Genomic DNA, 26,898 nt, shown 5'->3' on the forward strand with positions numbered 1-26,898 from the left:
TAGGTTAAGTGCCTTGTCCGTTAAAGAATACGTCGACCGTCGTTGCACTGCCCGCTGTAGCGGACCGGTAAGCAAGCCTTGTATATTTGAGGAACCGTTGCGGCACAAGCACATCTACGCCGCCAACGGCAATTCCTGTCGATGTGTCGACGTCTGTATACCAGTTGGTACCGTCTGCGCTAATTTCAACCCGAGCGTCTGCTCTGTTTGTGCCTGGTCCTCTGTTGTACACGAAGAACGAGTACGTTCCGAGCACGCTTGTCGTTACTGCGCCAAGCGCCGTATAAGCATCGACGGTTGGCAGCGATGCGTTGGCCTGCTCAACAAAGCTTTTCTGCGAAATCGACGTTACGCTGCTCAGCGTTCCGGCAGTGATCGTCGCTCCCATTACGCTTGTGATCGTACCGTTCAGCAGGTTGGTCAATGTTCCGGCTGTAATCGTCGCTCCCATCACGCTTGTGATTGTACCGTTCAGCAGGTTAGTCAGCGTTCCAGCTGTGATCGTCGCTCCCATTACGCTTGTGATTGTACCGTCAAGCAAGTTAGCCACGGCTGACAGCGTTCCGGCTGTAATCGTTGCTCCCATCACGCTTGTAATCGTACCGTTCAGCAAGTTGGTCAATGTTCCGGCCGTAATCGTTGCTCCCATTACGCTTGTGATTGTACCGTTCAGCAAGTTGGTCAGCGTTCCAGCTGTAATTGTGGCACCCATTACGCTTGTGATTGTACCGTCAAGCAAGTTAGCCACAGCTGACAGCGTTCCGGCTGTAATCGTCGCTCCCATCACGCTTGTAATCGTACCGTTCAGCAGATTGTTAATTGTACCGACCGATACCGTTCCTCCGGAAATGGTAACGCCCGAGATGCTCGTAATCGTACCATCCATAATAATATTCAGTATACGACCCTGCGTATCCGTTGCTACGGCTCTAGCCGTCTGCGTCCCATCTTGGCCAAAAATCAGCGTCCGCAGGTTGTCCGGATTCGGGTTAAAGCTAGAAAAGTTCGGCATGACATCTCACTCCTTCATAAACCAGCTACTTCATATTTTGAGCCTGAAAATAAACGCAGAGCACTGTCGGCTTGCCTGGTTTGCCCGACTTCACCGCCACTCGCGTATAACGCAAAAAACGCGAAGGCACAACAATGCCCATACTTTCGTTCTCCACAACTCCTTCCATGTCTGTCGCATAATCAATGCCATTGGGGCCAATCTCCAGCTTCACAACCGCCGGTTCCTCACCGTCATTCACAATCGCGTAGGAATAGACAGATTTGGTGGATGCGTCCTGCGAAGGCAAGGCGACAAACTCGTCGGTCGTGACGATGTTCAAAAACTTGCGTTCCGAGAACACCCCCTTATGAGATGCCGGATGGGGCTTTGAACACGATGGCTGACGTTTGCGTTTTTTAGTTGATCCGTTCCTTCCGCATCGCGGGGGAAGTGATTCCTCTCTTCCCTTGGAACATTGTTTTCTGCTTTCACTCATGTCATCTTCCCCTTGGCGTTTACGCTTCTTTACTCTATGTCCTCTCTGTTTATATGGAAACGGCGGTTGTACACAGGCAATTCATACCTTTTTTCCAAACTCCATACTTCCCTAGGACAAGTGGCTTTCTATCGCCATATACTAGAGCAACTTACTATCGGCCTGGCCCGCCTGAGGAGATGACGCATGAACAATTACAACATCTTTAATACCGAGCATAATCCGATCTATATGCAGCAAAATAACGCCTACACCTCGCCCGGCGTCATTGAAGGGCCCGAGGCAGATGCGGCGAAGAGCGGCATTTTATTCATTCTCAATACAGGTAGTACAAGCGTCGGGAGCGGCAGTTCCTTGCTGTTGCAAGCAACCAACCCTTCCGGCAGCGGCAAAAAACTCTACATCTCGCGCATAGCAGGCGGCACCACTGCAGCCGCTACTCTTACGGTCGCCTCCGCAGGGACGATTACGGGCGGTACAACGCCAACACCGTTCAATGCGCTGTTCGGCAGCTCCAAGACCAGCATCGCCACGACGAAACAGAACACAGGGACGCTTGGCGGCACGCCGACGACCTGTTTTATCATGCAGGTGACTTCGGGAATATTCGATATTGCTTTCTCTGGCAGCCTCATCGTACAGGAGAATCGCACCATTTCGGTGACGCTTGGAACGGGGTCATTAACAGGCGCCATTAATCTAACTTGGTGGGAGGCGTAACTATCCATGCCCAATAATTCTGTCTTTGACCAATCCAACAGCAAGCTGTTCGGCCAGCTTGTCAATACGTATGCAGCGCCTGGCGTTACGGCTCCGCCCGACAATCGCGCAACCGTCGCCGCCCGTGAGTTCATAACTACATTCTCGAGCTCTTCCTCGCTCGGCATCCTCGGCGGATCGGTCACCGCATCCATCCAAATCTCCAATCCTTCCGGCAGCGGCCGCACACTCTACGTGTCTCGCATTACAGGCGGAGTCGGCGTCTCGCTGAGTCTGCTCTCCACCTTTAGCGGTTCCCTAACCATTACGCGTGCTGGAACGATCAGCTCCCCTTCCACGCTAACGCCATTCAATACACTATTCGGCAGCTCCGCTACCAGCGTGATGACATCGAGAAGCTCGACTAGCGCCATCTCTGGCGGTACCAGCTTCTTCACCGTTCCGCTAAACGCGGGTATGTTCAGCTTCGACTACACCGGCGGGCTCATCGTCCCGGAGAACCAGTCCATCTCCATCACCGTCAGCGCTTCACTGACGGTCGCGGGCGTTCTCTCTTCCAATGCCAACATGGCTTGGTGGGAGGGCTAGTTCTCCTCTGCAAAAGTGCATTTTTTCATTTATTTTCGACGATTGCTCCTGTTTCGAGCTCAGTATTTCCTCTTAATCTGCTAAAAACAAAAAAACCACACTGCTCCGCCGTTCTAGGGCGGTAACAATGTGGTTCTTCAATAATTCTACGACTCCTGCGTCGTACTGCATGTACTCTGATGCGCGGACGCTGTCAGCTTCTGCAGCTGGTCCCGCAACATGCCGATTTCGGCAGGAGGCAGGTTCGTCTGGCAGAAGACGCGTTCCGGTATCAACATCGCCTGCTCCTTCATCGCCTTGCCTTCATCCGTTAAACGGACAAGAACGCTGCGTTCGTCGCCGGAATCGCGCTCGCGGCGAATGAGGTTCATGCCTTCCAGCTTCTTCAGAAGCGGCGTTAATGTGCCGGAATCCAGGTACAGCCTGGCACCAAGCTCTTTCACGGGCACCCCGTCCTTCTCCCACAGCGCAAGCAAGGTTACATACTGGGTATACGTGATGCCAAGCTCATCCAGATACGGCCGATACAGCTTCGTCACTTCGCGTGCGCAGGCGTAAAGGGCAAAGCACAGCTGATTATCGAGCGTGAACTGAGCACTCTTATCCATCGCTGCCTCCCTCTCTCAAGATGCTATATTTATATAACACAATTAAATTGCATGCAATTTATGCTGCTAGAATACCAGTTGAGGCCACCACTGTCAACTGTCAGACAGCCGCTGAGCGGTGGGCGAGCAGCAGACGCGCAATCTCTTCATGGCCTCTTCGCTGTGCCCAAGCGAGCGGAGTCGCCCACTGCGGCACCTCCGCCGGTTCTACCTCGGCACCTTGCTGCAGCAGGAAGTTCACCATCTCCAGCTTGCCATATTTCGCAGCCCAGCCAAGCGGCGTTGTGCGGTACTCGTCGTCCACAGCCTCGGGGCTCGCGCCGTGAGTAAGCATCAGCTCCGCAAGCTCCAGCTTGCCTTGCAGCGCGACCAGATGCAAGTAGCTGACGCCAAGCCAATTCGTATGGTTCGGGTCGGCGCCGCCTTCGAGCAGCAGCTTCACCATATCCGCATCTGCGTACGAGCAAGCATAATGCAAATAATTGCTTGCATACCACGGATCGTTCAGCGGTGCGTTATGGCGCAGCAGCAGTCTGACGATTGCCGTATAGCCGCAGCTTGCCGCTTGCGCCAGCGGTCCATAATCGCCGCCGTCAATAGACGAAGGATTCGCCGTTAGCAGCTCGCCGACGAGATCAATACGTCCAAGCGCACAAGCGCCAGTTAACGTTACATTGCCGCCGTATGAATAGACCAGCTCGATCAGTTCTTGGCGACCTTCCTGCAGCGCTGCGTAAACGGCATTGCCGCTCGCTTCTACCTCTGCGTTCGGGTCTGCTCCATGCTCAAGCAGCAGCTTCGCGCATTCGGTATGCCCGCCTCTTACCGCAGCATATAGCGCCTTTCCCTGCGGCGCATCCCGCTCCGGCGCACTCGGATCTGCACTAGCGGCGAGCAGCCGCTTCACAACCTCCACAAACCCACGCTTCGCAGCATAGTAGAGCGCTGACCGTCCGGACGCATCTCGCTCTTGCACTAGCGAGCGATTCTGCTTCAGCAGCTCGTCTACACGCAGTGCATCACCGGCTGCAGCAGCGAGGTAGATATCATACGGCACTCCGCCTTTGCCGGTGAGATAGCCGAGCAAGAAGCTCGCATCTCTGCCAGCATCAGACGGCAAGTTCCGGTTGGCACGGTAGAAGTAATCCCCCTCCAGCGCTAGCTGCGCAGGCTGGCTTCCATCTCCGCGCTTCGCGAGCGGATCTGCCCCCATTGCCAGAAGCTGATCGATCAGCTCGAGCTGCCGGGTCATGACGGCCCAGTGCAGTGGCGTGTTGCCGCGTTCATCGCTGGCATGAATGGCTTCCGGCTGCTGCTCCAGCTGCTGCAGCAGCTCTTTGACCTTGCGATCGCGAATGAGCGCAGCCAGCTTCTCGCCGATCGGCTCCGCTTTCAAGGTGCTTTGCAGGTGCTCACGCAGCAGCATCGCAACATCGTTATGGCCGCGGTCCTGCGCCTTCTGCAGCAGCGAATCCTGCCAGCTGAGGCAAGGCTGCTCTGATGCGTCAGCCCCATAGGAGAGCAGCAGCTGAGTCAGCTCACTATGCCCTTCGCGCACAGCAAAATGCAGCGGTGTGAAGTATCCTAAGCTCACCGCTGCTAGTGTTGCATCCTTCGCGAGCAACTCGCGAACTGCCGCTATATCGCCTGCTACGCATTTCTCAAACATGAGTCCAACCGCTTCTGGCATATGCATTCCTTGTTACCCCCGCTTTTTCAATTTAAGAAAAGCTTGAAGCATTGCAGCACGCCATACGACAATCATACCGAATGCCAGTATGAAGAAGAGAGCACCTGTCTGCGGAATCGTCATCGACTGTTCTACTAAATCATGAACGAACAGCCTTATGATGAGCAGCCCGAGCAGGATGAAAATAAACAGTTTGGACCTTTTCAAAATAATTTCATCGCCTACCCGCTCCAGCTTGGACGTGCGGATAAGCGGATATGCGAACAGCACCGCGCCAGCGGCAAAAGCAAGCAACGCCCACGACCATGGAACCCTCGTGAACGGAGCGACAAACATAAGAAAGCCGGTCGACATGCCGATCGGCGGAATAATGATTTTGCGCATCGTCGTCGGCTTGTTGCTCGCGCGCAGCCGAAGAAACATAACGGCGACGCCGGATAGTAACGTAACGATGAGCGATGCTAGATGAGGAATTGAGATCGACTGCGGAAGATTCATCGAAGGCGCGGCCCCTTTACCTATATGAAGTAAATCGCTTACTTCCTCTAATCCTACTCATTTTGCCGCAGTGTTGCAAATACTTGGATCCTCGATTCTATCCCTCAATAATCGCTTTCACCCGGCCAACGTCGCCGGATTGCAGCCTTACTTTGATACCATGCGGATGGTTCGGCGAATTGGTCAGTATATCTTTCACCACACCGCGAGTCGTACGTCCGCTCGCCTGGTCTTTCTTCAATACAATATCCACCGTTATACCCGGGCGAATATTGGAACGCTGCTGTCCACTCATACTCATTGCTAACTAGCTCCTTTATTCCTGATTGTTCCCTATCATAAGTCAGTGAGCTACGCGAAGCAAGGCGAAACGGACAGCCTATCTCAAATAACAATTGACAGTGAGAATGAGAATTAATATCATTATGTTGTTAACAACTACCACCATTGCGAAAGAGGTCGGTTTCGACAGATGAAGAAGATCAAGTATTGCTGTAGAAACTTCAAACACGGCTCGAAGTCCGTCTTCAAAGCATTGAAGCACGAGTTCCCTGATCTGAAGCAGAAGAAGAAGGATTGTCTAGGCAACTGTAAGATGTGTTCCAAGCAATGCATGGTGCTGATTGGTAAGACTGAAGTCATTGTCGCTCCGTCCGCTGATAAACTGTATAAGAAGTTAAAGCACCGGATAGGATAATGTGGAATAGTATGGTACGATAGGGGAAGAAGTTGTCAGCTCCTGTAAGATGGGCTACCACTTCGTCTCTTTTCTTTTTTATACTAACACTTGAATAAGGAGGTGCGGCCGATGATGAAAGACACACTCAGCCAAGCTTTGAACGAGCAAATGAACTTCGAGTTCTATTCTGCACACGTATACCTGGCAATTGCCGCTTACTGTTCTGGAGAGAGCCTCGATGGATTTGCTAATTTCTTTATTGTTCAAGCCGAAGAAGAACGCTTCCATGCGATGAAAATGTACAAGTATTTGAATGATCGCGGGCAACGCGCAACCCTAGTCGGCATGGGCACACCTAACAATAACTATAGCTCCATACTGGATGCTTTCGAGCATGCGTTTGAGCACGAGAAAGAAGTTACGAAGCGGATTTATCACTTATCCGATCTTGCTCTGAATGATCGCGAGCACGCGACAATGCAGTTCCTGAAATGGTTTATTGACGAGCAAGTCGAAGAAGAAGCGATGTTCGACAGCATCATTAACAAGCTGAAACGAATTGATCAAGACAGCAATGCGTTCTTCATGCTTGATAGTGAATTTGCAGGGCGGACATTCGTTCCCCCGACGACTGCCTAGTAAGAGCAATCGCCCTCAGCCTGCCATAACCGGCAAGATGGGGGCGATTTGTTTTATCTTTATACAGGAGACATTCACTATGATTCTACATAAAGGCGAAGTGCTGTTCCGACAGGGCGAGTACGGATCGCTGTATCATCTGAAGTCCGGCATGCTGAAGATCGTCCGCGTCCACGAAGACGGCTCGCAATTCATCGTCAACATTATCGTACCGGGCGAGACGATTCCTCATCATTCGCTCATAAGTCCTAATCCCTATAACGGCTCGGCCGTCGCGCTCGTAACTTGCGAGGTCGATGTTCTGCCGGAGGCCGCCTGGTATGAAGCGCTGAAGCAGGATGCGCAGCGATGCCTAGACATTGCTCAGCAGCTGCAAAATAAACTGCGGATGATGCAGCAGCGCATCGATCAGCTAATCGAAGTCACGCCAGCCGAGAAGCTGCGCAAGCTTGAGACTTGGTTCCAGCTCTATATCGCGCCTGCCACATTGACGGAAGTGCTCACGCAGGACGAGATCGGCCAATTGATCGGACTTCGGCGCGAGACGATCAACCGGTTGCTGCGCTCTCAGACAAAGTCGTAGCTCTTCAGCGCTAGGCCTATTATTGCTGAGTCTGAGGCTGCGCGGCAGCTTCATCCGCTTCCAAACTACCCGCTGGACCAAAGAATTCGTAGTTAATATCTGCTGCGCTAACGCCTAGCTCCTTCAATAAGCTGTTCACCGTACGCATGAATGGAACCGGACCGCAGAAGTAGAATGCCGCATCCGTAGTTGGAACGACCTTCCTCAGCCATGGGAGGTCAATATAGCCTTCCTTGTCGAATGCTTGCAGCTTCCGATCAAGCGGCGTCGGCTTATTGTACGCAACGTGAACGGATGCTTGCGGATGAGTGTCAGTAAGCTCCTTCACCTGCTGCTTTAACGCATGGACATCGCCGTTCTGAGCGGAATGGATGAAGATTACTTTACGATTTGGATTGGCTTCTGTAATTGTGTTCAGCATACTCACTAGCGGAGTCAGACCAACCCCGCCGCTGAGAAGCACAAGCGGCCGATCATCTTGTTGATCAAGCGTGAAGGCGCCTGAAGGTGCCGACAACCAGAGCACATCCCCGCATTGAACTCGCTCGTGCAAGTGCACCGATACTACCCCAGCCGGTTTCCCTTGCAGCGCCTCTTCCCTCTTCACCGTAATGCGGTAATAAGGCTTTCCAGGCGCGTCGGATAAGCTGTACTGACGGATATGCGTATTGGCTTCACCCGGAATGTCTAGCTTCACACTTACATATTGCCCCGGTTCAAAAGAAGCTATGTTACCGCCATCCTGCGGCACCAGATAGAAGGAGGTGATCACGTCGCTCTCGATCACTTTCTGCTCCACGCGGAAAGCCCGGTAATCCGCCCAACCGCCCTGCTGCTTCTCCGCTGCCTCGTACATGTCCGCTTCTACATCAATAAACACCTTTGCAATGATGCCGTAAGCTTCTGCCCACGCTCCCAGAATCTCATCTGTCGCCGCGTCACCAAGCACATCCTTGATTGCCGCAAGCAGCATTTCGCCAACGATCGGATACTGCTCCGGCTTCACGCCAAGACTGCGGTGCTTATGCGCGATCTGCTTCACCGCTGGAAGGATCATCTCCAGCTTGTCGATATGCAGCGCGGCTGCATAGACCGCATTCGCAAGCGCCGTCTGCTGCCTGCCCTGACGCTGGTTCGCATGGTTGAAGAGGTTCAACAGCTCCGGATAACGAGAAAACAACAGCTCGTAGAATCGCTTCGTGATTGCAGTTCCATGGATTTCGAGCACTGGGACGGTCGATTTAATGATTTGGATCGTTTTATCGTTTAGCATGGTTTACTCCCCGCTTTCTTCTGCTTGAGCTTGAGCTTGCTCTTGTGATGACTCAAGTATAGCGAGAGAAGATGACCGGCCGGTGTGATTGCAATCACATCGTTTCGAAACGATCTGTGACAATGAAAGAAGAGCCCTTCAACAGCACAAGGACTCTTCAATATTAACGATTAGCGCGGTTTACGCGATGTAAGGATGGTCAGCGCGAACTTCGGCAGCACGAGCTGCCTGCGCCAGCGAGACGGCTGCTTGAGCAGACGGTACAGCCACTCCACATTAAGCTTCTGCCAAATGACCGGCGCACGCTTCACTTTGCCGGCGATGACATCGAGACTGCCTCCAACGCCAAAAGCAATCTTCGCCTTAAGGCGGCTCTTATGCTTATAAATCCACTTCTCCGAGAATGGCGCACCAAGCGCAGCAATGAGCATATCCGGGCGCTTCTGTTCGATATCCGCGACGAGAGCTGCTTCCTGCTCCGCATTGAAGAAGCCGTTATGCCGTCCAGCAATCGTAACGCCGGGATAGCGATCCTGAATAATCTCGACTGCCTTCGCGTTCGTCTCTTCATCCGCACCGACGACATACAGCGAGAACGGCTGGCTCTTCGCCCCTTCCAGCAGCTTAACGAGCATATCATAGCCCGTTACGCGCTCCGGCACATGGTCCCCCTGCCATTTGGCAGCGAGCACGACACCGATGCCGTCTGGCGTAATCAGATCTGCCGCTTGCACGATCTCACGCAGCTGCGGGTTAGACCGCGCTGCCATCACGATCTCCGGATTCGCCGTAATCAAGTGGAACAACGGCTTGTCCGTGCTTGCTAGCTGCTTCTGCAGCAGCTTCACTGTATCTTCCATCGTCCGCTTCGAGAACGGGACTCCCAAAATATTAACGCTATCCATTCGGGTAACCTTCCTTTGTACGCTCTTCTTGTTGTCCATTGTAGCATAAAGGCGAAATCTGTTAAAAGCTTAGCGGAACAAGCCGGCAATCCATCTTATAAAATCTCCGACAATCGGTACGAGCCCGAAGCCGTGTTCTCCGATGGCGACAATGCCGTATACGCGCTCGCCGATCGCTACCACTCCAGCAACATGCTCTCCAAGCGCAACCGCACCAAGCGCATATTCGCCGATTCCTACCGCGCCTACAGCGGACTGTCCAATGGCGACCGCACCGACGGCCAGATCCCCGATCGCTACTGCACCTGCTGCGAGGCCATTACCAATCGCAACCGCGCCGAGTGCAAGCATGCCGCCAATCGCAACCGCACCGAACGAAAGCACGCCAAGCGAGACGCCGCCTGCCGCCACGACTCCAACCGCTATATCGCCGAGCGCAATAAGTCCAAGCGCGATTTTGGGCTTACCGGTCCCTGCGCTTGTGCGTATGCTGATAATCGGGAATTTGGAAGTCGGCCACTGATAGTCGATCTCTTCGTTTCCTCTACCGATATAACGATTAAATCGGAGCAGTCGTCTCCACTCAAACATGGGTAACACCTCCTGCGATAATCCATTCATTCAAGCCACTTTCCCAAGCGTATACTAATTTCAGATGGGCAACAACTGCTTCTGCAAGGATTTAGTTGATTTTTCAAAATAACGAGTTGCTTACCAAGGATCTGGCGATCGATGTGATTGCAGATCCTTTTTGCGCTAAATTTTTCCAAACTTGATGTTGTGATGGCTGCAACCTTCTTGTCTCAATTGCTGTCTATACTGACATAACCATCCATACAAGGAGGAACTTTTCATGCTTCAAGCTAGATTGTTCAAGCTCGGCATTGCCGCACTGCTCCTGACAGGAAGCAGCGTTCTCGCCATCCCTGCAGCTATGGCAGCTCCAGCTGCTGTTACTGCATCAGCTACAGCTTTTCAACCAGAAGATATCGCGACGATCCAGATGAGACATTCCGATATGACTTATGTTCCGTTATTCGGCTCGCGCCAGGCCGACAAAGCTTCAATCGCGAAAGTCGCAGCGATTATGAACCGTCTTATGGACAAAGCAGAACCGGATACGGAAACAGCTTCGATGGACAGCATGCTGATCTACTTTTCGACCAAAGTGAACGTTACCTTAGCGGATGGCAGCACATTCGGCATCCTCATTGGAGGCGCGGATAAGCTTTACTTCGACTTTGCGGGCAACGACTATATGGCGAAGGACACCGCAGCTGTGAATGAGCTGAACAAGCTGCTCATCGCGCCGGACCAGACTGAGTTCAGCACAATGAAGCCTCAGATTGGGCAGCCTCTTCATATAAAGGGCAACAATGCTTCTAGCGAGCAAGGTGCGATTCGTATCTTTATCAATGAGAACGGGAGCTCCAGCAGCATAAAGTCCGCAAGCGGCGTGTACTATCCTTCCCGCCAAGCTCTGCTCATCTACGAGGCTCCGATTACGCAAGGACGATATGATTTCACCTTCACGATGCCTGCCTATGGCAAGGCGCTCGACGGCTCTCTTAAACCGCTAAGCCTCGGCAAAAGATGGCTCTACTACGACACCGGCGGCCTAGCCGGCATGCCCGAGATGACCGTCACAGCACCAACTAAACCGCTGCTATCCATTAATGGCATCCCGGTAAGCAGCCCTGCGCTGCAGCCCGTCGTCCAGAACGGCGTCATGCTGCTGCCGATGCGGGCGCTGGCAAATGCTCTCGGCTGGCCGGTCACTTGGGACGCTGCACATAAAGCGGCGCTGCTCGGCGCAGTTCTGCCTGATAGCCGTGCAGTAACGGCTGGCGAACGCTCGCTCTCTGTCTGGGTGAACGGCAAGCTGCTCACGGGCACAAGCTCGAAGCCGGTGCTGCTGCACGGCTCGGTATATCTGCCGCTGCGCGCCACGGCGACCGCCTTCGGCAGCGCTGTCGATTGGACGCCGGCTGTTCGCAGCGCCAATCTAACGGTGAAACCGCTGCTGCTTGCGCCGGAGAAATATGCTTCCGACGCGCAGAAGCTCGCCATCGCGAAGAGCATCAACGCGTATGTGGCGGCGCTCAATAGCCGCGATGCGATTGCTCTGAAGGCGCTCTTCGCGAAGGATGCGCCTGTGCAGCCAGCCCCGGAAGCAATCGGGCAGCGGATCATTACGAGCGTGAAGAGCGTCTCATTCGAGAATCGCCCCGGCGGCGCGTTACTCGCTTATGTGACGTTCACGTACTTGTTTGATCCTAGCGCCTCGGGGGCTGGGACGAAAGGAATTGTTTTTGTACAGGAAGGCGGAGCGTGGAAGATCACTGATGTTGACTAAATAAAGAAGAGCCGTTCATGCAGGGGCGCAAGGTCGCCCTACGTGAACGGCTCTTTATTGATTAATGGCTACCCGCTTGCGTTGCGATTTGCCAGCGTACGCCATAGCGGTCCATCACACGGCCGAACATCGTACCCCAGAACATGCGCTCAAGCGGCATCATAATTTGACCGCCTTCCGCCAGCTTGTCGAACACGGCTTTTGCTTCCACATCCGTTTCAAACTCCAGCATCAGATCAAGCCCGTTGCCTCGCTCCACCGATCCTGAGTCAGCCATGTAGAACAGCAATCCAGCTGCTTGCAGCACAAGATGCATGACGCCATCATCCTCATCCGTCGCTGCACCCGGCATTTCGCTGTACGTTTGAATACTAAGAATTTCGCCCCCAAGCGCCTCCGCATAGAAGCTCGCTTGCTCCCTCGCGTTATCAGAATAAATGTATGGACGAAGCTTGGTCATTTATAACGCCTCCCTCATGAACAGTTGCCCACGTTGTATAACCCAAGTGTAGCAAAATGAGTAACGTCGATAAAGATTAGTGGTTGCAGCGGGCGGAAGCCCTGCTTGATAAACCTCGCTTCGGCTAACGAATCGTATACGTCTTATTCGTGCCAAATTGGCGCTTCGGAAATTTTAACGAACTGTGATAGCGCTATTTGGTGGATTTGCGAGGAAAAGCAACGATCTTGCAGCAAATAGCATTATTACAGTTCGTTAGAAGTAAAAAAACCTCTGAAACGAGCAAATAACGTTGGCTGAGTTCGTTAGCGAGCTGAGTTGGTTCCAAGTAGGCGGAGCCCGAAGTCCGAGAATCGGATTACTGTAGGCTTGACCACCCCGGTTCAGGGTGAAATCGAGTTTGTTCGGTGAGAGAGGATTTTCCCGCTCTCACTTGGTAAATCGGGGCTCACCGAGCGCTCAGAGAGGGTTTTTCCGCTCTCAGTGACAGTTTCCGCCGATTTGTCCGAGTTTGTTCAGTGAGAGAGGATTTTTCCGCTCTCACGCGTTAAATCGGGGTTCGCCGGGCGCTCAGAGAGGGTTTTCCCGCTATCAGTGGCAGTTTCCGGCGATTTTGCACGTGTTTGTTCGGTGAGAGAGGTTAATCCCGCTCTCACGCGTTAAATCGGAGTTCGCCGGACGCTCAGAGAGGGTTTTACCGCTCTCAGCGACTCGCCACGCCTAGGATCAGCTACCAGTGCGAGTAATCCAGAAGCGCTTCACCACGTTGCCGTGCGCTTCAGTAAAGCTCGACTCGAATTGGCCGCCGCAGCCTAGAATGGTGCGTTCCGAGCCGATGTTGCCTTCGTCGCAGCAGACGAGCACCTCGCGGATGCCAAGCGTGTCGGTTATCTGCAGCGCTTGTGCGAGAATCTGGGAGGCATAGCCTTTGCGCCGCTCGGACGGGATTACGCCATAGCCTATATGGCCGCCACTCTCGAGCAGTTTCTGGTTTAAGCGGTGGCGGATGTTGACTGCGCCGACCACTTTGCCCGCTTCATCGAACAACCAATACGTCGAGCCAGGCACCCAGCCCTCCTGCACATTGTCCTCCAGATGTGCCTCGTTCAAGACTCGAACATACGCATCAAAATCTGCCGGGTCCAAGCTGACCACCCACGGCACAATATCTTCGCCGCTCAAGATCCATTCCTGATAAAAGGTCATATAAGCTTAGCCATATCGCATCCACCTTCCATTACTATGCTGTAAATAAAAAAAGGCAAGGCACCGAATACGTTCATCCTGTGCCTTGCCTTGAAGTTCACTATTAACTGTTAGCGCGACCGACTGCGCTGCGGACGACCGCCACCGCCCGGCTTGCCGCCACCTGGGCGACCGCCTCCACCGCCGGAGCGACTGCCGCCCGACGAGCGACCGCCTCCGCCGCTGCGATTCCGATCGCCTCCGCCTGTTGCACGGCCACCGCTGCTACCACCGCTACCGCCACGATTCCGCTCACCGCTGCCAGGGAACTGAGGCGCTGCGCCCGCGCGCCCGCCGCTGCGCGGCGCGGAAGCACCGCTTGCTCCGCGGCCCCGCGTGCTTTCGCCGCGGCTGCGGCCCGCTTCGCGAGCACCGCCGGCACCTTCTTCACGTGCCGGCGTGCTGTAGCGCCCGCGACCGCCTCCGCGCGGCGCGTCACCGCTACCGCTGCGCGACGATCCTACCGCCGCTACGCCGCCACGACCGCGCGGCGCTTCCGTTCTTGCCGCAGCGCCCCATTGCGGCGACTCCGTATCACGCGCCGCGTCTCTGCCCGCGCCGCGCTTCGCTGCTGCCCCATAGGCTCCGCCTGATCCTGCACGCTTCTCGCCACCGGCTTCTCCACGGCCACGTCCTGCTCCTGCTCCTGCTCCAGCTTCTCCACGGCCACGTCCTGCTCCTGCTTCGCCACGGCCACCACGGCCCGCACTGCTCGAGCGACCGCCCGACCATCCGCCGCCAGCGCCTCCGCGACCAGCTCCGCGGCGACTGCCTTCGCCGCGTTCACGCTTGTCAGCCTGCTTGACCGCATCCCGAACAACCGCTACGCCACCGCGGCTGTTCTCCCGCGGAATCGTCTGATGGATGCCTCTCTCGATGGCAGCCAGCTCCAGACGATCATGCGGCGACACAAGCGTAATCGCGATTCCGTCCTCGCCTGCACGGCCTGTACGACCAATTCGGTGAATGTAGCCCTCTGCATTCTCCGGAATGTCATAGTTGAAGACATGCGTTACGCCTTCGACATCAAGACCACGCGCCGCTACGTCTGTTGCCACAAGCAATTGCAGCTTCGCATCGCGGAACCGCTTCATGACTTGCTCGCGCTTCGCTTGCGAGAGGTCACCGTGCAGCTCGTCACTAACAAAGCCTTTTTCTTGCAAGTAATCGTTCAGCGCACTCACGCGCTTCTTCGTCCGGCAGAAAATAACGCCCAAATACGGATTGTGCTCCTCGAGCAACCGCTTCAGATGCTCTTCCTTGCCTTTCGCGCTCACTTCCACCGCCAGCTGGCGAATCGCTTTCACCGTCACCTGCGGCGCACGCACCGTAATATCCTTCGGCTCAATCATGAACCGCGCTGCGAGCGAACGCACGCCAGCCGGCATCGTCGCCGAGAACAGCATCGTCTGCTTGCGATAAGGCATCTGCTGCAAAATTTCCTCGACCTCAGTCAGGAAGCCCATGTGCAGCATTTGGTCAGCCTCGTCGAGCACGAGCATTTTGACCTGACCAAGCGAAATCGTCCCTCTGCGAATATGATCCAGCAGACGACCCGGCGTTGCCACGACGATATGAACCGCACGCTTCAGCTTGCGCAGCTGCGACTCCACATCTTGTCCACCGTATACCGCGAGCACGCTGAATTCTTCACGCGTCGCAAGACGTTTCTTAAGTTCCGTCGTAATTTGCAGCGCCAGCTCGCGCGTCGGCGTCAGGATCAAGCCTTGCAGCTGATCGCGGTCTGCTCTGATTTTCTCCAGCATCGGAAGCAGAAACGCGAGTGTCTTGCCCGTTCCCGTCTGTGCCTGACAGATAACATCGCTGCCCTGCAAAATAACCGGTATCGCGCCCTCCTGGATCGGCGTCGCCTCCTGAATCCCTTCATTCCGAAGCGATTGCGTCCGCTCCTTGCCAATACCTAATTGTTCAAAACCTGCCAATAGATCCACCTCATTTATATTTACAAACCTGCCGTTCAAAATGAAACGAAGCCGTCTCCCCTAGCGCGGCGGCGGCTGCATGTTCATCTCTGTAAAAATCCGGTACTCCTATCGTACCACATTCAGGAGCTGATCATGTAATTATTGCGGCTCCGAATAAGGTGTTTTCTGATAAAAGTAGTTCGGCTTCTGCTCAATATCCTCATATCTCGTATGAAAAACAGCCGTTGTCGCCGGAGACAGCGGCGGAATGAGCCATGACCATCGCCCGGTCGGGATGCGGCCCTTCTGCCGCTCCTTCTCCGCAAACAAGCTGAACTGCTTGCTCGCCGTATGGTGATCGACAATCGTGACCCCTTTTTCCTTATAAGAATGTAGGACCGCCACGTTCAGCTCCACCAGCGAACGGTCGCGCCACAGCGTCGATTCGCGGCTCGTATCAAGTCCCATCAGAGCCCCCACCTGCGGCAGCATGTTGTAGCGGAAAGGGTCTGCGAGGTTGCGCGCGCCGATCTCCGTGCCCATGTACCAACCATTGAACGGTGCAGCCGTGTAGTGCAACCCGCCAATCTCAAGCCGCATGTTGCTGACAAAAGGAACCCCGTACCACTTTAGCCCCAGCTCTTCAAAAGCGGGCAAATCCGGGTGTATCAGCGGCACTTCGAGGATTAGCTCCTCCGGAATTTCAAAATATTGCGGTTGCTCCTGTCCGATCTGCACGACTAACGGCAGCACGTCAAAAGCCGTCCCCGCGCCGCGCCAGCCAAGCTGCCCGCATACCCGCGTGAGCTCGAGCGAGATCGGATCGCCGAGCACCTTGCCGTCCTCTTGCTCGTAGCCCGCATAGCGAACCAGCTGTTCATTCCACAGCCGAATGCGCGGCTCTTCTGCGTCGACAGAGGGGGCGAAGATCGTAATCGTTGGTAATATTTTGCCGCCGTTCGTTGCATATTTCATATGGCTGAACACGCCTTTCGCAACGTCAGCCGCGGATTGTGCACTTCGTGCATCCTGCACGATGAGCGAGTCCCAGAACAATCGCCCGATGCAGCGGTTGCTGTTGCGCCATGCCAGCTTCGCCCCGTAGGCAAGCTCTTCCTGCGTGTGCGTATAGGTGCCAGTCGCGTCGATCTCGCTGGCGATGAGGCTCAGCCTTGCCGCGATGTCCGGTTCGGCGATGCCAAGCTCGCTGCCGTACTGTTTCAGGTATGCTTCAGCCTCTTGGAGCAGCTGGTTGGTGCGGCTCTTTGCGGCGGCGGTGTGATTATGCAATTGCGTGTTCATCATGACGAAATAGCCCCTGCCTGTTGGTGATTGTTGCTGTTATTATACCGGAATTGATTTGCAATTGCTGTGACGGCTCTGTGTGGTTTTGTATTTTACTTTAAAAATGTAAGTGAGTCGTTTATACTTGGCATTGTGTAGAAAGAAGAGCCGAACGCTCAAGGAGGAATAAAGTGAAATGAATCGTTTATCGACCCCTTTTGCATCGAAGGGCTTGAATTTGAAGAACCGGATCGTTATGGCACCGATGTGCCAATACTCGGTAGAAGCGAATGACGGCACACCAAACGAATGGCATTATGTACACTACGTTTCCCGCGCCGTTGGCGGTACGGGACTTATTATTATGGAGATGACCGACGTCGAGCCGGACGGCCGCATTACGGACCGCTGCCTTGGCCTTTGGTCGGATGAGCAAATTCCAGCGTATCGCCGGATTATAGATGAGGTTCATCGCCACGGAGCGAAAATCGGCATTCAAATCGCGCACGCTGGACGCAAAGCGGAGGACGCGGTGGAGCCGGTCGCGCCATCGGCGATTGCTTTTAACGAATCCTATCGCACGCCACGTGCGCTGCGGATAGATGAGATTCAGGGGCTTGTCGTAAAGTTCAAGGAAGCTGCACGCCGCGCTGTTGAAGCTGGTTTCGATACAATTGAGCTCCATGGCGCACACGGCTACCTGATTCACCAGTTCCACTCGCCGGTTGTGAACAGGCGCGAGGATGAGTACGGTCAGGACCGCGCAAAATTCGGCTCCGAGGTTGTCGCGGCCGTGAAAAGCGTGATGCCAGCCGATATGCCGCTTATTATGCGCGTGTCTGCAGCAGAATTCTCTGACGGGGGCTACACCGTGGAGGAGGGCATTGAAATCTTCCGGCGGTACCGTGACGCGGGCGTGGATATTTTTCACGCATCGAGCGGCGGCGAAGCGCCGGTTGGATCGGTTAAGCCGGCGATCTATCCCGGCTATCAAGTGCCTCTAGCCCGTGCGGTGAAGGACGCGCTCGGCGTGCCTGTCATCGCCGTCGGCTTGCTCGACGAGCCAAAGCTGGCGGACGCAACGGTCGCGCATGGCAACGCCGACCTCGTCGCGGTCGCGCGCGGCATGCTGCGCGACCCGTACTGGGCGCTGCATGCGCTGCAGGCGACCGCCGGCAAGAGCGGCGAAGCCGCTGAGTGGATCCCGCGCCAGTACCAGCGCGGGTACTAATTTGCTAGGCTTAGACGGTTGGAGCAGACATAAGAGTGAGGTAGCAAGAACATGAAAGTAAGCAAACAGAGCGCGGAGCACTATGTGTGGGGCGAGGTGTGCGACGGTTGGCATCTCGTGAAGGATGAGCGGCTGAGCGTCATCCACGAGCGTATGCCTGCGGGCACGAGCGAGGTGCGCCACTATCATGAGCAGGCGCGGCAGTTCTTCTTTGTCCTGTCGGGCGCGCTCGCGATTGAGGTGGGCGGCGAGGTAGTCACGCTTGAGCCACAGGAAGGCGTAGAGGTACCGCCTCTTACGCCGCACCAAGTGCGCAATGTCTCAGACGGAGCGGCGGAGTTCCTCGTCGTCTCGTCACCGACCACACGCGGCGACCGGCATGACGCGTGAATGAAAAAAGCTTAGAGTCAGGTGGACTGACTCTAAGCTTTTTTGCTTTTGGCGTGAGCGGTCGACCGAGCGGATGGGTAGGCTGCCTTGGGGGCTGTTCGTTCGATCAGCTGACTTCGTCATGCTCGAAACCTGGTTCCGTCTATCGACCCGCCCACCTCGTCAAACTAACCTTCTTCTGCGGCTGTGAGTCGGATTTCACGACTCTCATGCTTAATGTCGCCTGCTTCGCCACTCGAAAGCCTGGTTCCCCGTCTCTCGATCAGCCCATCTCGTCAAAATAGCTTTCTTCTGCCCCACTTCAGCACGACACCAACCGTCGGTTTGCTCGCTGAGAGCACGTATATGTTCTCTCAGCGACTTTTCTCCTCATATCGGCTGCCGAGAGAACGTATACGATCTCTCAGCTGTCTTATTGCTCCATTCGCGGCCCATTTCCGCTCTGAGAGCACATATATGTTCTCTCAGCATAATTTTCTCGCGATATTTCCACTGAGAGAACGTATTTGTTCTCTCGCGTTCCGACACGTGGCACCGCGACCAATTGCAGTAGCTGAGAGAGGATTTCCCCTCTCTCAACACAAATTTCCCGCATTTTCGCACTCCGAGAGCGGCTTTTCCCGCTCTCGCCGCCGAACGGGCGGCTATTCAGCCGTTTCCGCTCTCTGAGAGAGGATTTCCCCTCTCTCAACACGAATTTCCCGCGTTTCCGCACCCCGAGAGCGGCTTTTCCCTCTCTCACCGCCGTACAAGCGGGCTATTCTGCCGCTTCCTTACTCCGAGAGAGGATTACCCCTCTCTCACCACGCAGCTCCCATGTTCCGCTCTCCGAGAGAGGCTTTCCCCTCTCTCAACACGCAGTTCCCGCGTTTCCACTTCCCACCGCCACTCACGCCCCGGCGCCACCAGCCGCCACGCCCGCACTACCCGCTCAGCGCATTCCGCATCGCGAGTATATACTTCGCCTCGTCCAGAGGATTCACGCCGCGGCGCTGACGCTCCACATCCACGTCGGGAGGGCATTCGCGGTAGCCGGCGAAGAAGGTCGTGAGCGTGCCGCGGCCTTTCGTCATCGCGCCGAGCCGTGCGGGGAAATCGAGCGTCGTCGCCACCGGCAGCAGCCCCTCGATTTCCATGCGCTCCCCGCGCACCGCCGGAGCGTCGAACTCGCCGCGCATGATGACGAGCTCGTTCATGAGCTTGCCGCCGTACTCCTCCGGCACCGACATGCGGAAGCGCAGCATCGGCTCGAGCTGCTTCGTGCCCACATTCGCGAGCCCGTTCATAATGCCCATCGGCGTCGCGATGACAAAATCCAGCGGATGGGTATGCCACACATGATGCTCCCCTTCCACCAACGTCACGCTGAGGTCGGTGACCTCCCAGCCGCGCAGCCCCTGCTGCAGCGCCTCCGGCACTCGGCGCGCGACCTCGTTCTGGTAGCTCTCGAGCAGACGCTCGCCGCGTACCATCGACTTATAGACGAGCCCGCTGCCCCGCTCGCCCGGCTCAATAACAAACCGCAATATGGCCCAGCAAGGCTTAGGCGCCAGATACGCCACGAACCCTTCTCCCGCCATTGCCGGCGTTTCCTTGTAAATGACAGACGGTGCGCCGAAGCTCACCGCCAGCTTAAACCGGCTTAGCAGGATGGACGTAAGCACCTCCATCTGGATCGGCCCCATTACTTTCAGATGCAGCTCCCTCTCATCCTGCAGCCACTGCAAATCCAGCAGCGGATCCTCGTCCGCCAGCTCCTGAAAAGCAGCAACGACCGCCGGATACTCCGCGGCATTCTGCCAATGCACCTGCACCGTTAGCAGCGGCACCGCCAGCCGCATCTCGCCGGGGACCCCTTCGGGACTGCCAATAATATCGCCAATCCGAGCGCGGCTCCACCCGTAGACAGCGGCGATGTCGCCCGCCTTCAGCACGCCGATGTCCTCGGTCTTCTGCCCGTTCACCCGGCGGATCTGCGTCACTTTATCCTGGACATCGCGGCTATAGTTCATCACGATATCGCGATTGCGAAGCACGCCATCATATAGCCGAACATAAGCGATTTTGCCCATGACAGGATCGCGCTCCATCTTAAAGATGACGCCCGACACCGCGCCAGCCTCCGACCCGCTTGGTCCCGGCAAATATGCCACAACCGCGTCCAGCAGCGCCTCGACGCCGATGCTCCTGCCCGAAGCACCGAACAGCACGGGAAACAACGCGCTCCTATGACAGCCATCAACAAGAGCAGCCTCAAGCTGCTCCCTGCTGATCGACTGCCCGTCCAAATACGCTTCAAGCAGCACCTCATCCTGCTCCGCCACTGTTTCCAGCAGCATCTGGCGATACGGCTCCGCCCACGCAGCTTCCCCCGCCACCGGCTCGTCCAGCACCGACACCGCACCGCTGAAGCCAGCCTCCACACCGTCCGGTGCGGCAATCGGCACAGCTTGCGGCGAGAGCAGTCGGTGAACTTGCCCCATAACAGCTGAGGCATCCGCTCCGATGCGGTCCAACTTGTTCACGTAGATCAGCGTCGGAATCTTCAGGTCGCGAAGCGCCTGCCAAATAATCTCCGTCTGCGCCTGCACGCCTTCCACCGCCGAGATGATCAGCACGGCGCCGTCCATGACCCGCAGCGACCGCTCCACTTCAGATAAGAAATCGACGTGACCCGGCGTGTCGACCAGATTGATCGGCGTCTCCTTCCATGAGAGCCGCGTAACCGCTGCTCGCACCGAAATTCCCCGCTCCCGCTCAACGTCGAGCCAGTCCGTCTGCGTCGTCCCCGTATCTACGCTGCCTAGCGACCTAATATGACCGCTTAAGTAAAGCATCTGCTCCGTAGTCGTCGTCTTCCCTGCATCAACATGGGCAAAGATGCCGACATTCCGCAAGTTATGCTGCTGCGCGCTCATCGTAAGCCATTCCCCTTTTTACATTCAATTCTTGTTATCGTAATAGATATGCTCCGCCGACTTCACTTTGCCGTCCTCAATCGTCAGAATACCGAAGGAATACTGCGCCTGCCTTCTCTTATCCGTCGGCGACCCCGGATTAAACATGAGCACCCCGTCACGTTCCCGCTTCACCGGTATATGCGAGTGGCCGAACACAACGACATCGACTTTGTCCTTGGCAAAAGTCCGGTACGCATTCTGTTCCGTATCCGATCGACCGCCCATCCCTTGATGACCGTGAACGAGTCCGATTCGCACGCCTTCAATCTCCAGCAGCTTCCGCCAACCCAGCTTTGCGACAATGTCACTACCGTCATTGTTACCTGCTACGCCCTCCGTCTGCGCATACTGCTTCAGCATTTCCAGCACCGACAGCGTCATCCAATCGCCTGCGTGCAGGATGGCATCAGCATTCTTCAATTCCTCAATTAACCGCTCCGGCAGCTTCTTCGCCATCCGTGTCATATGGGTATCCGATACAACGACTACTTTCATGTCGCCCTCAGCTCCTTCTCGTTACGCTCTTTCTCTCATTATTGAGCAAAAACACCAGCTATTCAATCACAATCATATTATTTACATGAACCTAACATTGTTTAAGCGGAAATAACGAATAAGCCTATTTTTCACAGGACAATCTATAAAATCCTATCAATAAAGCTTGTTTTTGTGTTAGATTATATTACATATAAGCTTTGTTGTTTCAAAGATTGTCTCGGAAAAGGAGCGATGCCCCTTGATCCACATCAGACGCTATTCCCCCAACGACCATGATGACATCTGGCAGCTTCATCTGCTTGTCATATCCGCAGCAGGCGTGGAGCCGACGCACCAGCATTACCATGATATTTTTCATATTGAAGAGCAGTATCTCAGCAGCGGCGGCGACTTCATTGTCGGTACGAATGCCGATGGAATTGTTGTGGCTATGGGCGGGCTGAAGAAGCTAGATGAGGAGACGGCGGAGATCAAACGGCTGCGCGTCCATCCCGAGCACCAGCAGAACGGCTACGGGCAGCGCATGCTAACGAAGCTTGAAGAGCGAGCGAAGGAGCTCGGCTTCCGCCACATCTATCTTGATGCCCTCACGAATCAGCTCGGGGCGAAGCGGCTCTTCCTCAGTAACGGCTACGCCCACCGCGGCGCAAGCGTCATTGACGGCTTCTGGATTAACGTGTACGAGAAATCGCTGATCTAATTTTTTAAAAAATATTTATGTTTCTGCTCAAACCGGTTTGGGCTCTCAATCGTTACCTCCTATGACAGCTACTTTTAAAGGAGGATTTGACGAATGAAGAGAACCAGGTTTGGGCTTTTTTTGCTAGCTTTCACCTTATGTTTATCCTTACTGCTTCCTGTACTTAGCGCTTCAGCAGAGGAAGAGTCGCACGCAGCTACAACTGATGCAGAGGCAGCCGCGAAGCTTGGCCTTCTGCTAGGGGACGGCAACGGCGTGACCAAAGACTACTTAGGCAAAATGTCCACGCGACTCCAAGCCGCCATCATCTCCTTGCGCCTCCAGGGCAAGCTGCAGGACGCACTCTCTTACACAGGCACGGATAGCTTCAGCGACTCCTCTCTCGTGGGCAAAGCGAACAAACCGGTGCTTGCCTACTTGAAAGCACATGCAGAGCTCGGCTGGAATGGCACGGGCAGCGGCAAGTTCGATCCGCTAGAGATGATCAGCGCGCAACAGTTCTATAAAGTGCTGCTCGAAGTGCTCGGTTACAAATCCGGGGCGGATTACAAGTATGCGGATACGATTGCTTTTGCAGCAGGTAAAGGATTGAAACAAATCGCTGGCGTATCGATGCTGACGAACGACGATATTGCGACAGCTCTTATCGAATCTCTGAATGCGAAGTCGGCTGGCGGCGCAACACTGTTCGCCAAACTGCAAACGGGCGGTGTCATCGCTGCTTCCGCTGTGCAGCCTGACGGTACTCGCATCAGCCTTGGCAAGAATGCGAAGCTTGGCACATTCCTGACAGATAGTGCGGGCCGCACGCTCTACTATTTCACGAAGGACGCTGCAGATCTCGAATCCTGCCAAGGTCCATGTTTGACTGCTTGGCCGATCTACTACGCCGACAAGCTGCAAATCCCGTCCTCGCTGAACCCGGCAGACTTTGGCGCGTATAAGCGTGCTGACGGCACAGAGCAGACGACGTATAAAGGCTGGCCTCTGTACTATTTTGCGAAGGATATGGCTGCTGGCGACGTGAACGGCGAAGGTGTTGGCGGCGTTTGGTTCGTAGCCAAATCCGATTATGCCGCTATGCTTGGCACATCCACTACTCTCGGAAATTATTTAACGGATGAACATGGTCGCACGCTGTACTATTTTGACAAGGATACGCCGAATACCAGCGTTTGCGAAGGCACATGCCTCGCGAACTGGCCAGCCTATCTGGCGGACGGCGGCAGCACGCCGACTGGTGTAGCGAGCTCTGATCTCGGTACGATCACGCGCTCGGATGGCAGTAAACAAACAACGTACAAGGGTTATCCGTTGTACTACTTCATCAAGGATACGAAGCATGGCGATGTAAACGGGCAAGCGGTTAACAACGTGTGGTTCGTCGTCGATCCGGCGAAATTCAAAGGCACGACGGCTGGAGCTGCTGTGCCTGCTGTGAAGACATATCACGTCGATATTAAAGAATACTCCTTCGGCACAGGCCCGCTTACGGTTGAAGCAGGATCTCAGATTATCTTCACGAATTACGATGATATGAAGCACAATGCGGTTGCCGTGAATGGCAGCTTTGAAACACCTCTGCTGGAGAAAGGCGATTCGTTCACGATTACACTGACGAAGTCTGGAACCTACGATTACTTCTGCGAGCCGCACAAGAAGTTTATGACCGGCCAAATTATAGTGAAATGAGTGAATGCCAATGACCTGGAACGCAATGAACAGGAGATCGATTAGTCGTCCAAAAAGCTTCTTCTTCCTCTCCCTGCTGCTCGTTGTCGTGCTGAGTCTGAGTGCATGCGGCAAGAACAATTCGGCGGCGGAGCAGAATCATCAGGATCATAGCAATATGGCGATGAATGATACGACAGCTGCGGCGACGGACAATACGTCTGGAGGGGACTCGACCGACGCGACCGGTGACGGTTCACCCGCTGCGGCGGATAACGGAACAGCGGCGAGCAATGCCGGAAGTGGCAGTTCGGATGATTCGAAGGACGGCGGGACAACAGCTACTGGCGGTGGTACGAATAATTCGAAGAGTAGCGGAGCAGCCGGCGATGTGAGCGGAGCAGACTCGAAGAGCGATGCGGCTGATGACAAAGGCGGTGGCACGAAGGCCGAGGCTGGCGATGATAAAGGCGGTGGCGCGAAAGGCGAAGCCGGCGACGATCATGGTGGCGGTACGAAAGCTGAAGCTGGTGACGACAAAGGCGGTGGCACGAAGGCCGAAGCCGGCGATGACAAAGGCGGAGCGAAAACCGAGGCTGGCGACGATCATGGCGGTCACGGAAAAGGCGAGGCTAACGACGATCACGGCGGCAAGACTCCGGCGAAAGATGCGACGAAGCCGCAGACTTCGAAGCCAGCCGATAAACCGGCAGCTCCAAAACCGGCCGACAAGCCAGCAACGGGCAGCACCGATTCGAAGCCTCAGAGCAAGCAGTATGTGGTGGAAATTAAGGAGTTTGCTTTTACACCTGATGCTTTGACGATTCACCCAGGTGATACGGTCAAGTTCATTAACCGGGACGATGTGAAGCATTCGGCGACGGCTGACGATGGCAGCTTCGACACCGATTTGCTTGCAAAGGACGAGGGCAAAGTCATTACTTTCGACAAGGAAGGCGTATTCTCTTATTACTGCACGCCGCATCCTGGCATGCAGGCGACGATCACCGTCGCGAAATAACTTGCGCGGGGTAACTGTCCGATTACGGATGGTTACCCTGTACGTATTCTTTTGGTACACTAGCTTGTAATTGATGTCTGACCGGGAGGCCAGAACCGCATGCACAATCTTGGCGATTATGAATTGATGCTGCTCATCAAATGCAAGCAGCAGAAGGCGCTTTCCACGATGTACGATCGCTACGGGGCGCTCGTCTATTCCTTCGCGCTCAAAGCCATTAAGGATGAACAGGCCGCGAGGGATATCGTTCAGTCTGTCTTCATCCGGCTATGGACAACCGAATCGGACTATAACCCGGAGAAGGGCCGGTTCACGAGCTGGCTGCTCACCGTTACGCGCAACATGTCGACGGACTGGCTGCGCAAGCAGCGGCGGCAGAACGCCCCGCTTCTTCCTTTTGCGCCTGAGGAGCTCGACCACATCCCCGATTCCGCGACTCCGTCACCGGAGGAACGCGCAGAACGGCAGTCGCTGAAGGAGCAGATCCGCAGCGCTTATCAACATCTGTCCTCGCAGCAGATTATGCTGCTGGAGCATTTCTATTGGCAGGGATACAGCTTAAGCGAGCTCGCCGCCGCCTATAACCAGCCGCTTGGCACCGTAAAGAACCGATTGCATCAGACGTTAAAAATATTGCGCAGACATATGCCGGCAGAAGAGGAGGGATTGTGATGGAGAAGAGAGATCAGCAGCAGCTGCCAACCTGCGAGCTTTGCCTCGAGTATGTGTCTGACGCGTGCACCGCAGAGGAGAAAGCAGCGTTCGAACTTCATCTTCCTCACTGCGAAGCCTGCCAGCAGGAGCTTCTGGAACTGCGCACGGTATGGGAGGCGCTTCCTTCGGATATACACCAAATCGAACCACCGCCTGATCTGAAGCAGCAGGTCATGGACGCTGCCCTTGCCGCTCAGCCGGCTGACAATAGTCGTGCTTTTCGCCTTTCGTCTGCGAGAAGAAGCCCCTCCCTATTCCGGAAGCTGACCCCCGCGCTGCTGACTGCAGCCGTAGCCGGCCTTGTGCTTATGGGCGCTTGGAACTGGCAGCTGCGCAGCGAGCAGCAGAGCGCACCACTCCCTATCGAGCAGGCGCTGAACGTATCAGCTGCGCAGATTACAGAGCTGGTACCGCTCCAAGCCGCAGGCAAGCTCGCGGGCAAATCATCCGGCGTTGCTTGTATCGTCGACAACGGGCAGAGCAAGCAATTCGTCGTCTACTTGTTCGGAGCAGCGACAACAAACGGCAGCGAAGCGTATCAAGTGTGGCTCATTAAGGACGGCGTCCGCAAGAGCGCAGGCACGTTCCGCGTCGGCCAATCCGATCGCGGAGTCGGATTGCTGGCGATGCCGATCACTTCAACTAAGCTGGACTTCGACAGCATCGGCATTACGATTGAGCCCGATGATAAGGGCGATCAGCCGCGCGGGACGAAGGTGTACGGCTCCTCCGTGTGACAACAAAGAAGCCATAGCAGGTCGCATTTCCGC

General features: G+C 55.2%; 28 protein-coding genes. 13 read left to right on the forward strand and 15 right to left on the reverse strand.

What is annotated here, in order from left to right; all coding sequences use genetic code 11:
• Positions 1–4: 4 nt before the first annotated feature.
• Positions 5–1,012 (reverse strand): DUF6385 domain-containing protein, encoded by a 1,008-nt coding sequence (locus tag AC0YNX_RS19595; protein WP_475817389.1) that lies wholly within the window; start codon positions 1,010–1,012, stop codon positions 5–7.
• Between the two features lie 25 nt (positions 1,013–1,037).
• Positions 1,038–1,334 (reverse strand): DUF6385 domain-containing protein, encoded by a 297-nt coding sequence (locus AC0YNX_RS19600; protein ID WP_475817390.1) that lies wholly within the window; start codon positions 1,332–1,334, stop codon positions 1,038–1,040.
• A 342-nt stretch (positions 1,335–1,676) separates the two neighbouring features.
• Here AC0YNX_RS19600 and AC0YNX_RS19605 point away from each other — a divergent pair, with 342 nt between their 5' ends.
• Positions 1,677–2,210 (forward strand): hypothetical protein, encoded by a 534-nt coding sequence (locus tag AC0YNX_RS19605; RefSeq protein ID WP_475817391.1) that lies wholly within the window; start codon positions 1,677–1,679, stop codon positions 2,208–2,210.
• Between the two features lie 6 nt (positions 2,211–2,216).
• The gene (locus AC0YNX_RS19610; RefSeq protein WP_475817392.1) at positions 2,217–2,798 is read left to right on the forward strand and encodes a hypothetical protein; all 582 of its coding nucleotides are present in this window, start codon (positions 2,217–2,219) and stop codon (positions 2,796–2,798) included.
• Between the two features lie 146 nt (positions 2,799–2,944).
• Here AC0YNX_RS19610 and AC0YNX_RS19615 read toward each other — a convergent pair whose 3' ends face one another.
• From AC0YNX_RS19615 to AC0YNX_RS19630, 4 genes are all read right to left on the reverse strand, one after another.
• Positions 2,945–3,406, reverse strand: coding sequence for a MarR family winged helix-turn-helix transcriptional regulator (locus AC0YNX_RS19615; protein ID WP_475817393.1), 462 nt, complete (start codon positions 3,404–3,406; stop codon positions 2,945–2,947).
• A 100-nt stretch (positions 3,407–3,506) separates the two neighbouring features.
• Positions 3,507–5,102, reverse strand: a complete 1,596-nt coding sequence (locus AC0YNX_RS19620) for an ankyrin repeat domain-containing protein (RefSeq protein WP_475817394.1) — start codon at positions 5,100–5,102, stop codon at positions 3,507–3,509.
• A 6-nt stretch (positions 5,103–5,108) separates the two neighbouring features.
• Entirely contained in the window at positions 5,109–5,594 is a 486-nt protein-coding gene (locus AC0YNX_RS19625; RefSeq protein ID WP_475817395.1) for a CcdC family protein, read from the reverse strand.
• Positions 5,595–5,691: 97 nt separating this feature from the next.
• Positions 5,692–5,889: a YwbE family protein gene (locus tag AC0YNX_RS19630; RefSeq protein ID WP_126020029.1), complete on the reverse strand. Its 198-nt coding sequence runs from the start codon at positions 5,887–5,889 to the stop codon at positions 5,692–5,694.
• A 177-nt stretch (positions 5,890–6,066) separates the two neighbouring features.
• Between AC0YNX_RS19630 and AC0YNX_RS19635 the strand changes: the two genes are divergently transcribed.
• The 3 genes from AC0YNX_RS19635 (at position 6,067) to AC0YNX_RS19645 (ending at position 7,495) form a co-directional block, all read left to right on the forward strand.
• Entirely contained in the window at positions 6,067–6,291 is a 225-nt protein-coding gene (locus AC0YNX_RS19635) for a DUF1450 domain-containing protein (RefSeq protein WP_475817396.1), read from the forward strand.
• Positions 6,292–6,405: 114 nt separating this feature from the next.
• Positions 6,406–6,912: a ferritin gene (locus tag AC0YNX_RS19640; protein WP_475817631.1), complete on the forward strand. Its 507-nt coding sequence runs from the start codon at positions 6,406–6,408 to the stop codon at positions 6,910–6,912.
• A 79-nt stretch (positions 6,913–6,991) separates the two neighbouring features.
• Entirely contained in the window at positions 6,992–7,495 is a 504-nt protein-coding gene (locus AC0YNX_RS19645; RefSeq protein ID WP_475817397.1) for a Crp/Fnr family transcriptional regulator, read from the forward strand.
• 19 nt (positions 7,496–7,514) lie between these two features.
• Here the strand turns inward: AC0YNX_RS19645 and hmpA are convergent, their stop codons facing one another.
• From hmpA to AC0YNX_RS19660, 3 genes are all read right to left on the reverse strand, one after another.
• The gene (gene hmpA, locus AC0YNX_RS19650; protein ID WP_475817398.1) at positions 7,515–8,768 is read right to left on the reverse strand and encodes an NO-inducible flavohemoprotein; all 1,254 of its coding nucleotides are present in this window, start codon (positions 8,766–8,768) and stop codon (positions 7,515–7,517) included.
• 170 nt (positions 8,769–8,938) lie between these two features.
• Entirely contained in the window at positions 8,939–9,673 is a 735-nt protein-coding gene (locus AC0YNX_RS19655; protein ID WP_475817399.1) for a WecB/TagA/CpsF family glycosyltransferase, read from the reverse strand.
• 69 nt (positions 9,674–9,742) lie between these two features.
• Positions 9,743–10,264 carry a hypothetical protein gene (locus AC0YNX_RS19660; protein WP_475817400.1) on the reverse strand — a complete coding sequence of 174 codons (522 nt, stop codon included), beginning with the start codon at positions 10,262–10,264 and terminating at the stop codon, positions 9,743–9,745.
• Between the two features lie 262 nt (positions 10,265–10,526).
• Between AC0YNX_RS19660 and AC0YNX_RS19665 the strand changes: the two genes are divergently transcribed.
• Positions 10,527–12,029 carry a stalk domain-containing protein gene (locus AC0YNX_RS19665; protein ID WP_475817401.1) on the forward strand — a complete coding sequence of 501 codons (1,503 nt, stop codon included), beginning with the start codon at positions 10,527–10,529 and terminating at the stop codon, positions 12,027–12,029.
• Between the two features lie 61 nt (positions 12,030–12,090).
• Here AC0YNX_RS19665 and AC0YNX_RS19670 read toward each other — a convergent pair whose 3' ends face one another.
• The 4 genes from AC0YNX_RS19670 to AC0YNX_RS19685 all read right to left on the reverse strand — a co-directional run bounded on the left by AC0YNX_RS19670 (position 12,091) and on the right by AC0YNX_RS19685 (position 16,964).
• The gene (locus tag AC0YNX_RS19670; protein ID WP_475817402.1) at positions 12,091–12,489 is read right to left on the reverse strand and encodes a VOC family protein; all 399 of its coding nucleotides are present in this window, start codon (positions 12,487–12,489) and stop codon (positions 12,091–12,093) included.
• 726 nt (positions 12,490–13,215) lie between these two features.
• Entirely contained in the window at positions 13,216–13,695 is a 480-nt protein-coding gene (locus AC0YNX_RS19675) for a GNAT family N-acetyltransferase (protein WP_475817403.1), read from the reverse strand.
• A gap of 110 nt (positions 13,696–13,805) precedes the next feature.
• Positions 13,806–15,677, reverse strand: a complete 1,872-nt coding sequence (locus tag AC0YNX_RS19680; protein ID WP_475817404.1) for a DEAD/DEAH box helicase — start codon at positions 15,675–15,677, stop codon at positions 13,806–13,808.
• A 141-nt stretch (positions 15,678–15,818) separates the two neighbouring features.
• Complete coding sequence (locus AC0YNX_RS19685; RefSeq protein ID WP_475817405.1) at positions 15,819–16,964, reverse strand: nitric oxide synthase oxygenase; 1,146 nt, start codon at positions 16,962–16,964, stop codon at positions 15,819–15,821.
• Between the two features lie 175 nt (positions 16,965–17,139).
• On the opposite strand from AC0YNX_RS19685, the gene AC0YNX_RS19690 reads away from it, so the two are divergent.
• Both AC0YNX_RS19690 and AC0YNX_RS19695 read left to right on the forward strand, forming a co-directional pair.
• On the forward strand, positions 17,140–18,174 hold the full coding sequence (locus AC0YNX_RS19690) for an NADH:flavin oxidoreductase/NADH oxidase (protein ID WP_475817406.1): 1,035 nt from the start codon (positions 17,140–17,142) through the stop codon (positions 18,172–18,174).
• 51 nt (positions 18,175–18,225) lie between these two features.
• Positions 18,226–18,564 carry a cupin domain-containing protein gene (locus AC0YNX_RS19695; protein WP_475817407.1) on the forward strand — a complete coding sequence of 113 codons (339 nt, stop codon included), beginning with the start codon at positions 18,226–18,228 and terminating at the stop codon, positions 18,562–18,564.
• A gap of 923 nt (positions 18,565–19,487) precedes the next feature.
• Here AC0YNX_RS19695 and AC0YNX_RS19700 read toward each other — a convergent pair.
• Together AC0YNX_RS19700 and AC0YNX_RS19705 are read right to left on the reverse strand one after the other, a co-directional pair.
• Positions 19,488–21,482 carry a GTP-binding protein gene (locus AC0YNX_RS19700; protein WP_475817408.1) on the reverse strand — a complete coding sequence of 665 codons (1,995 nt, stop codon included), beginning with the start codon at positions 21,480–21,482 and terminating at the stop codon, positions 19,488–19,490.
• Between the two features lie 24 nt (positions 21,483–21,506).
• Positions 21,507–22,019, reverse strand: coding sequence for a metallophosphoesterase family protein (locus AC0YNX_RS19705; RefSeq protein ID WP_475817409.1), 513 nt, complete (start codon positions 22,017–22,019; stop codon positions 21,507–21,509).
• Between the two features lie 241 nt (positions 22,020–22,260).
• Here AC0YNX_RS19705 and AC0YNX_RS19710 point away from each other — a divergent pair, with 241 nt between their 5' ends.
• From AC0YNX_RS19710 to AC0YNX_RS19730, 5 genes are all read left to right on the forward strand, one after another.
• On the forward strand, positions 22,261–22,722 hold the full coding sequence (locus AC0YNX_RS19710; protein WP_475817410.1) for a GNAT family N-acetyltransferase: 462 nt from the start codon (positions 22,261–22,263) through the stop codon (positions 22,720–22,722).
• Between the two features lie 93 nt (positions 22,723–22,815).
• Positions 22,816–24,414 (forward strand): plastocyanin/azurin family copper-binding protein, encoded by a 1,599-nt coding sequence (locus AC0YNX_RS19715; RefSeq protein WP_475817411.1) that lies wholly within the window; start codon positions 22,816–22,818, stop codon positions 24,412–24,414.
• 25 nt (positions 24,415–24,439) lie between these two features.
• The gene (locus tag AC0YNX_RS19720; protein ID WP_475817412.1) at positions 24,440–25,414 is read left to right on the forward strand and encodes a cupredoxin domain-containing protein; all 975 of its coding nucleotides are present in this window, start codon (positions 24,440–24,442) and stop codon (positions 25,412–25,414) included.
• A 99-nt stretch (positions 25,415–25,513) separates the two neighbouring features.
• Positions 25,514–26,086, forward strand: coding sequence for an RNA polymerase sigma factor (locus AC0YNX_RS19725; RefSeq protein WP_475817413.1), 573 nt, complete (start codon positions 25,514–25,516; stop codon positions 26,084–26,086).
• Positions 26,086–26,865 (forward strand): anti-sigma factor, encoded by a 780-nt coding sequence (locus tag AC0YNX_RS19730; RefSeq protein ID WP_475817414.1) that lies wholly within the window; start codon positions 26,086–26,088, stop codon positions 26,863–26,865. The genes AC0YNX_RS19725 and AC0YNX_RS19730 overlap by 1 nt, the downstream gene beginning before the upstream one ends.
• Positions 26,866–26,898: the final 33 nt, after the last annotated feature.

The organism is Paenibacillus sp. J31R98, assembly GCF_056269245.1.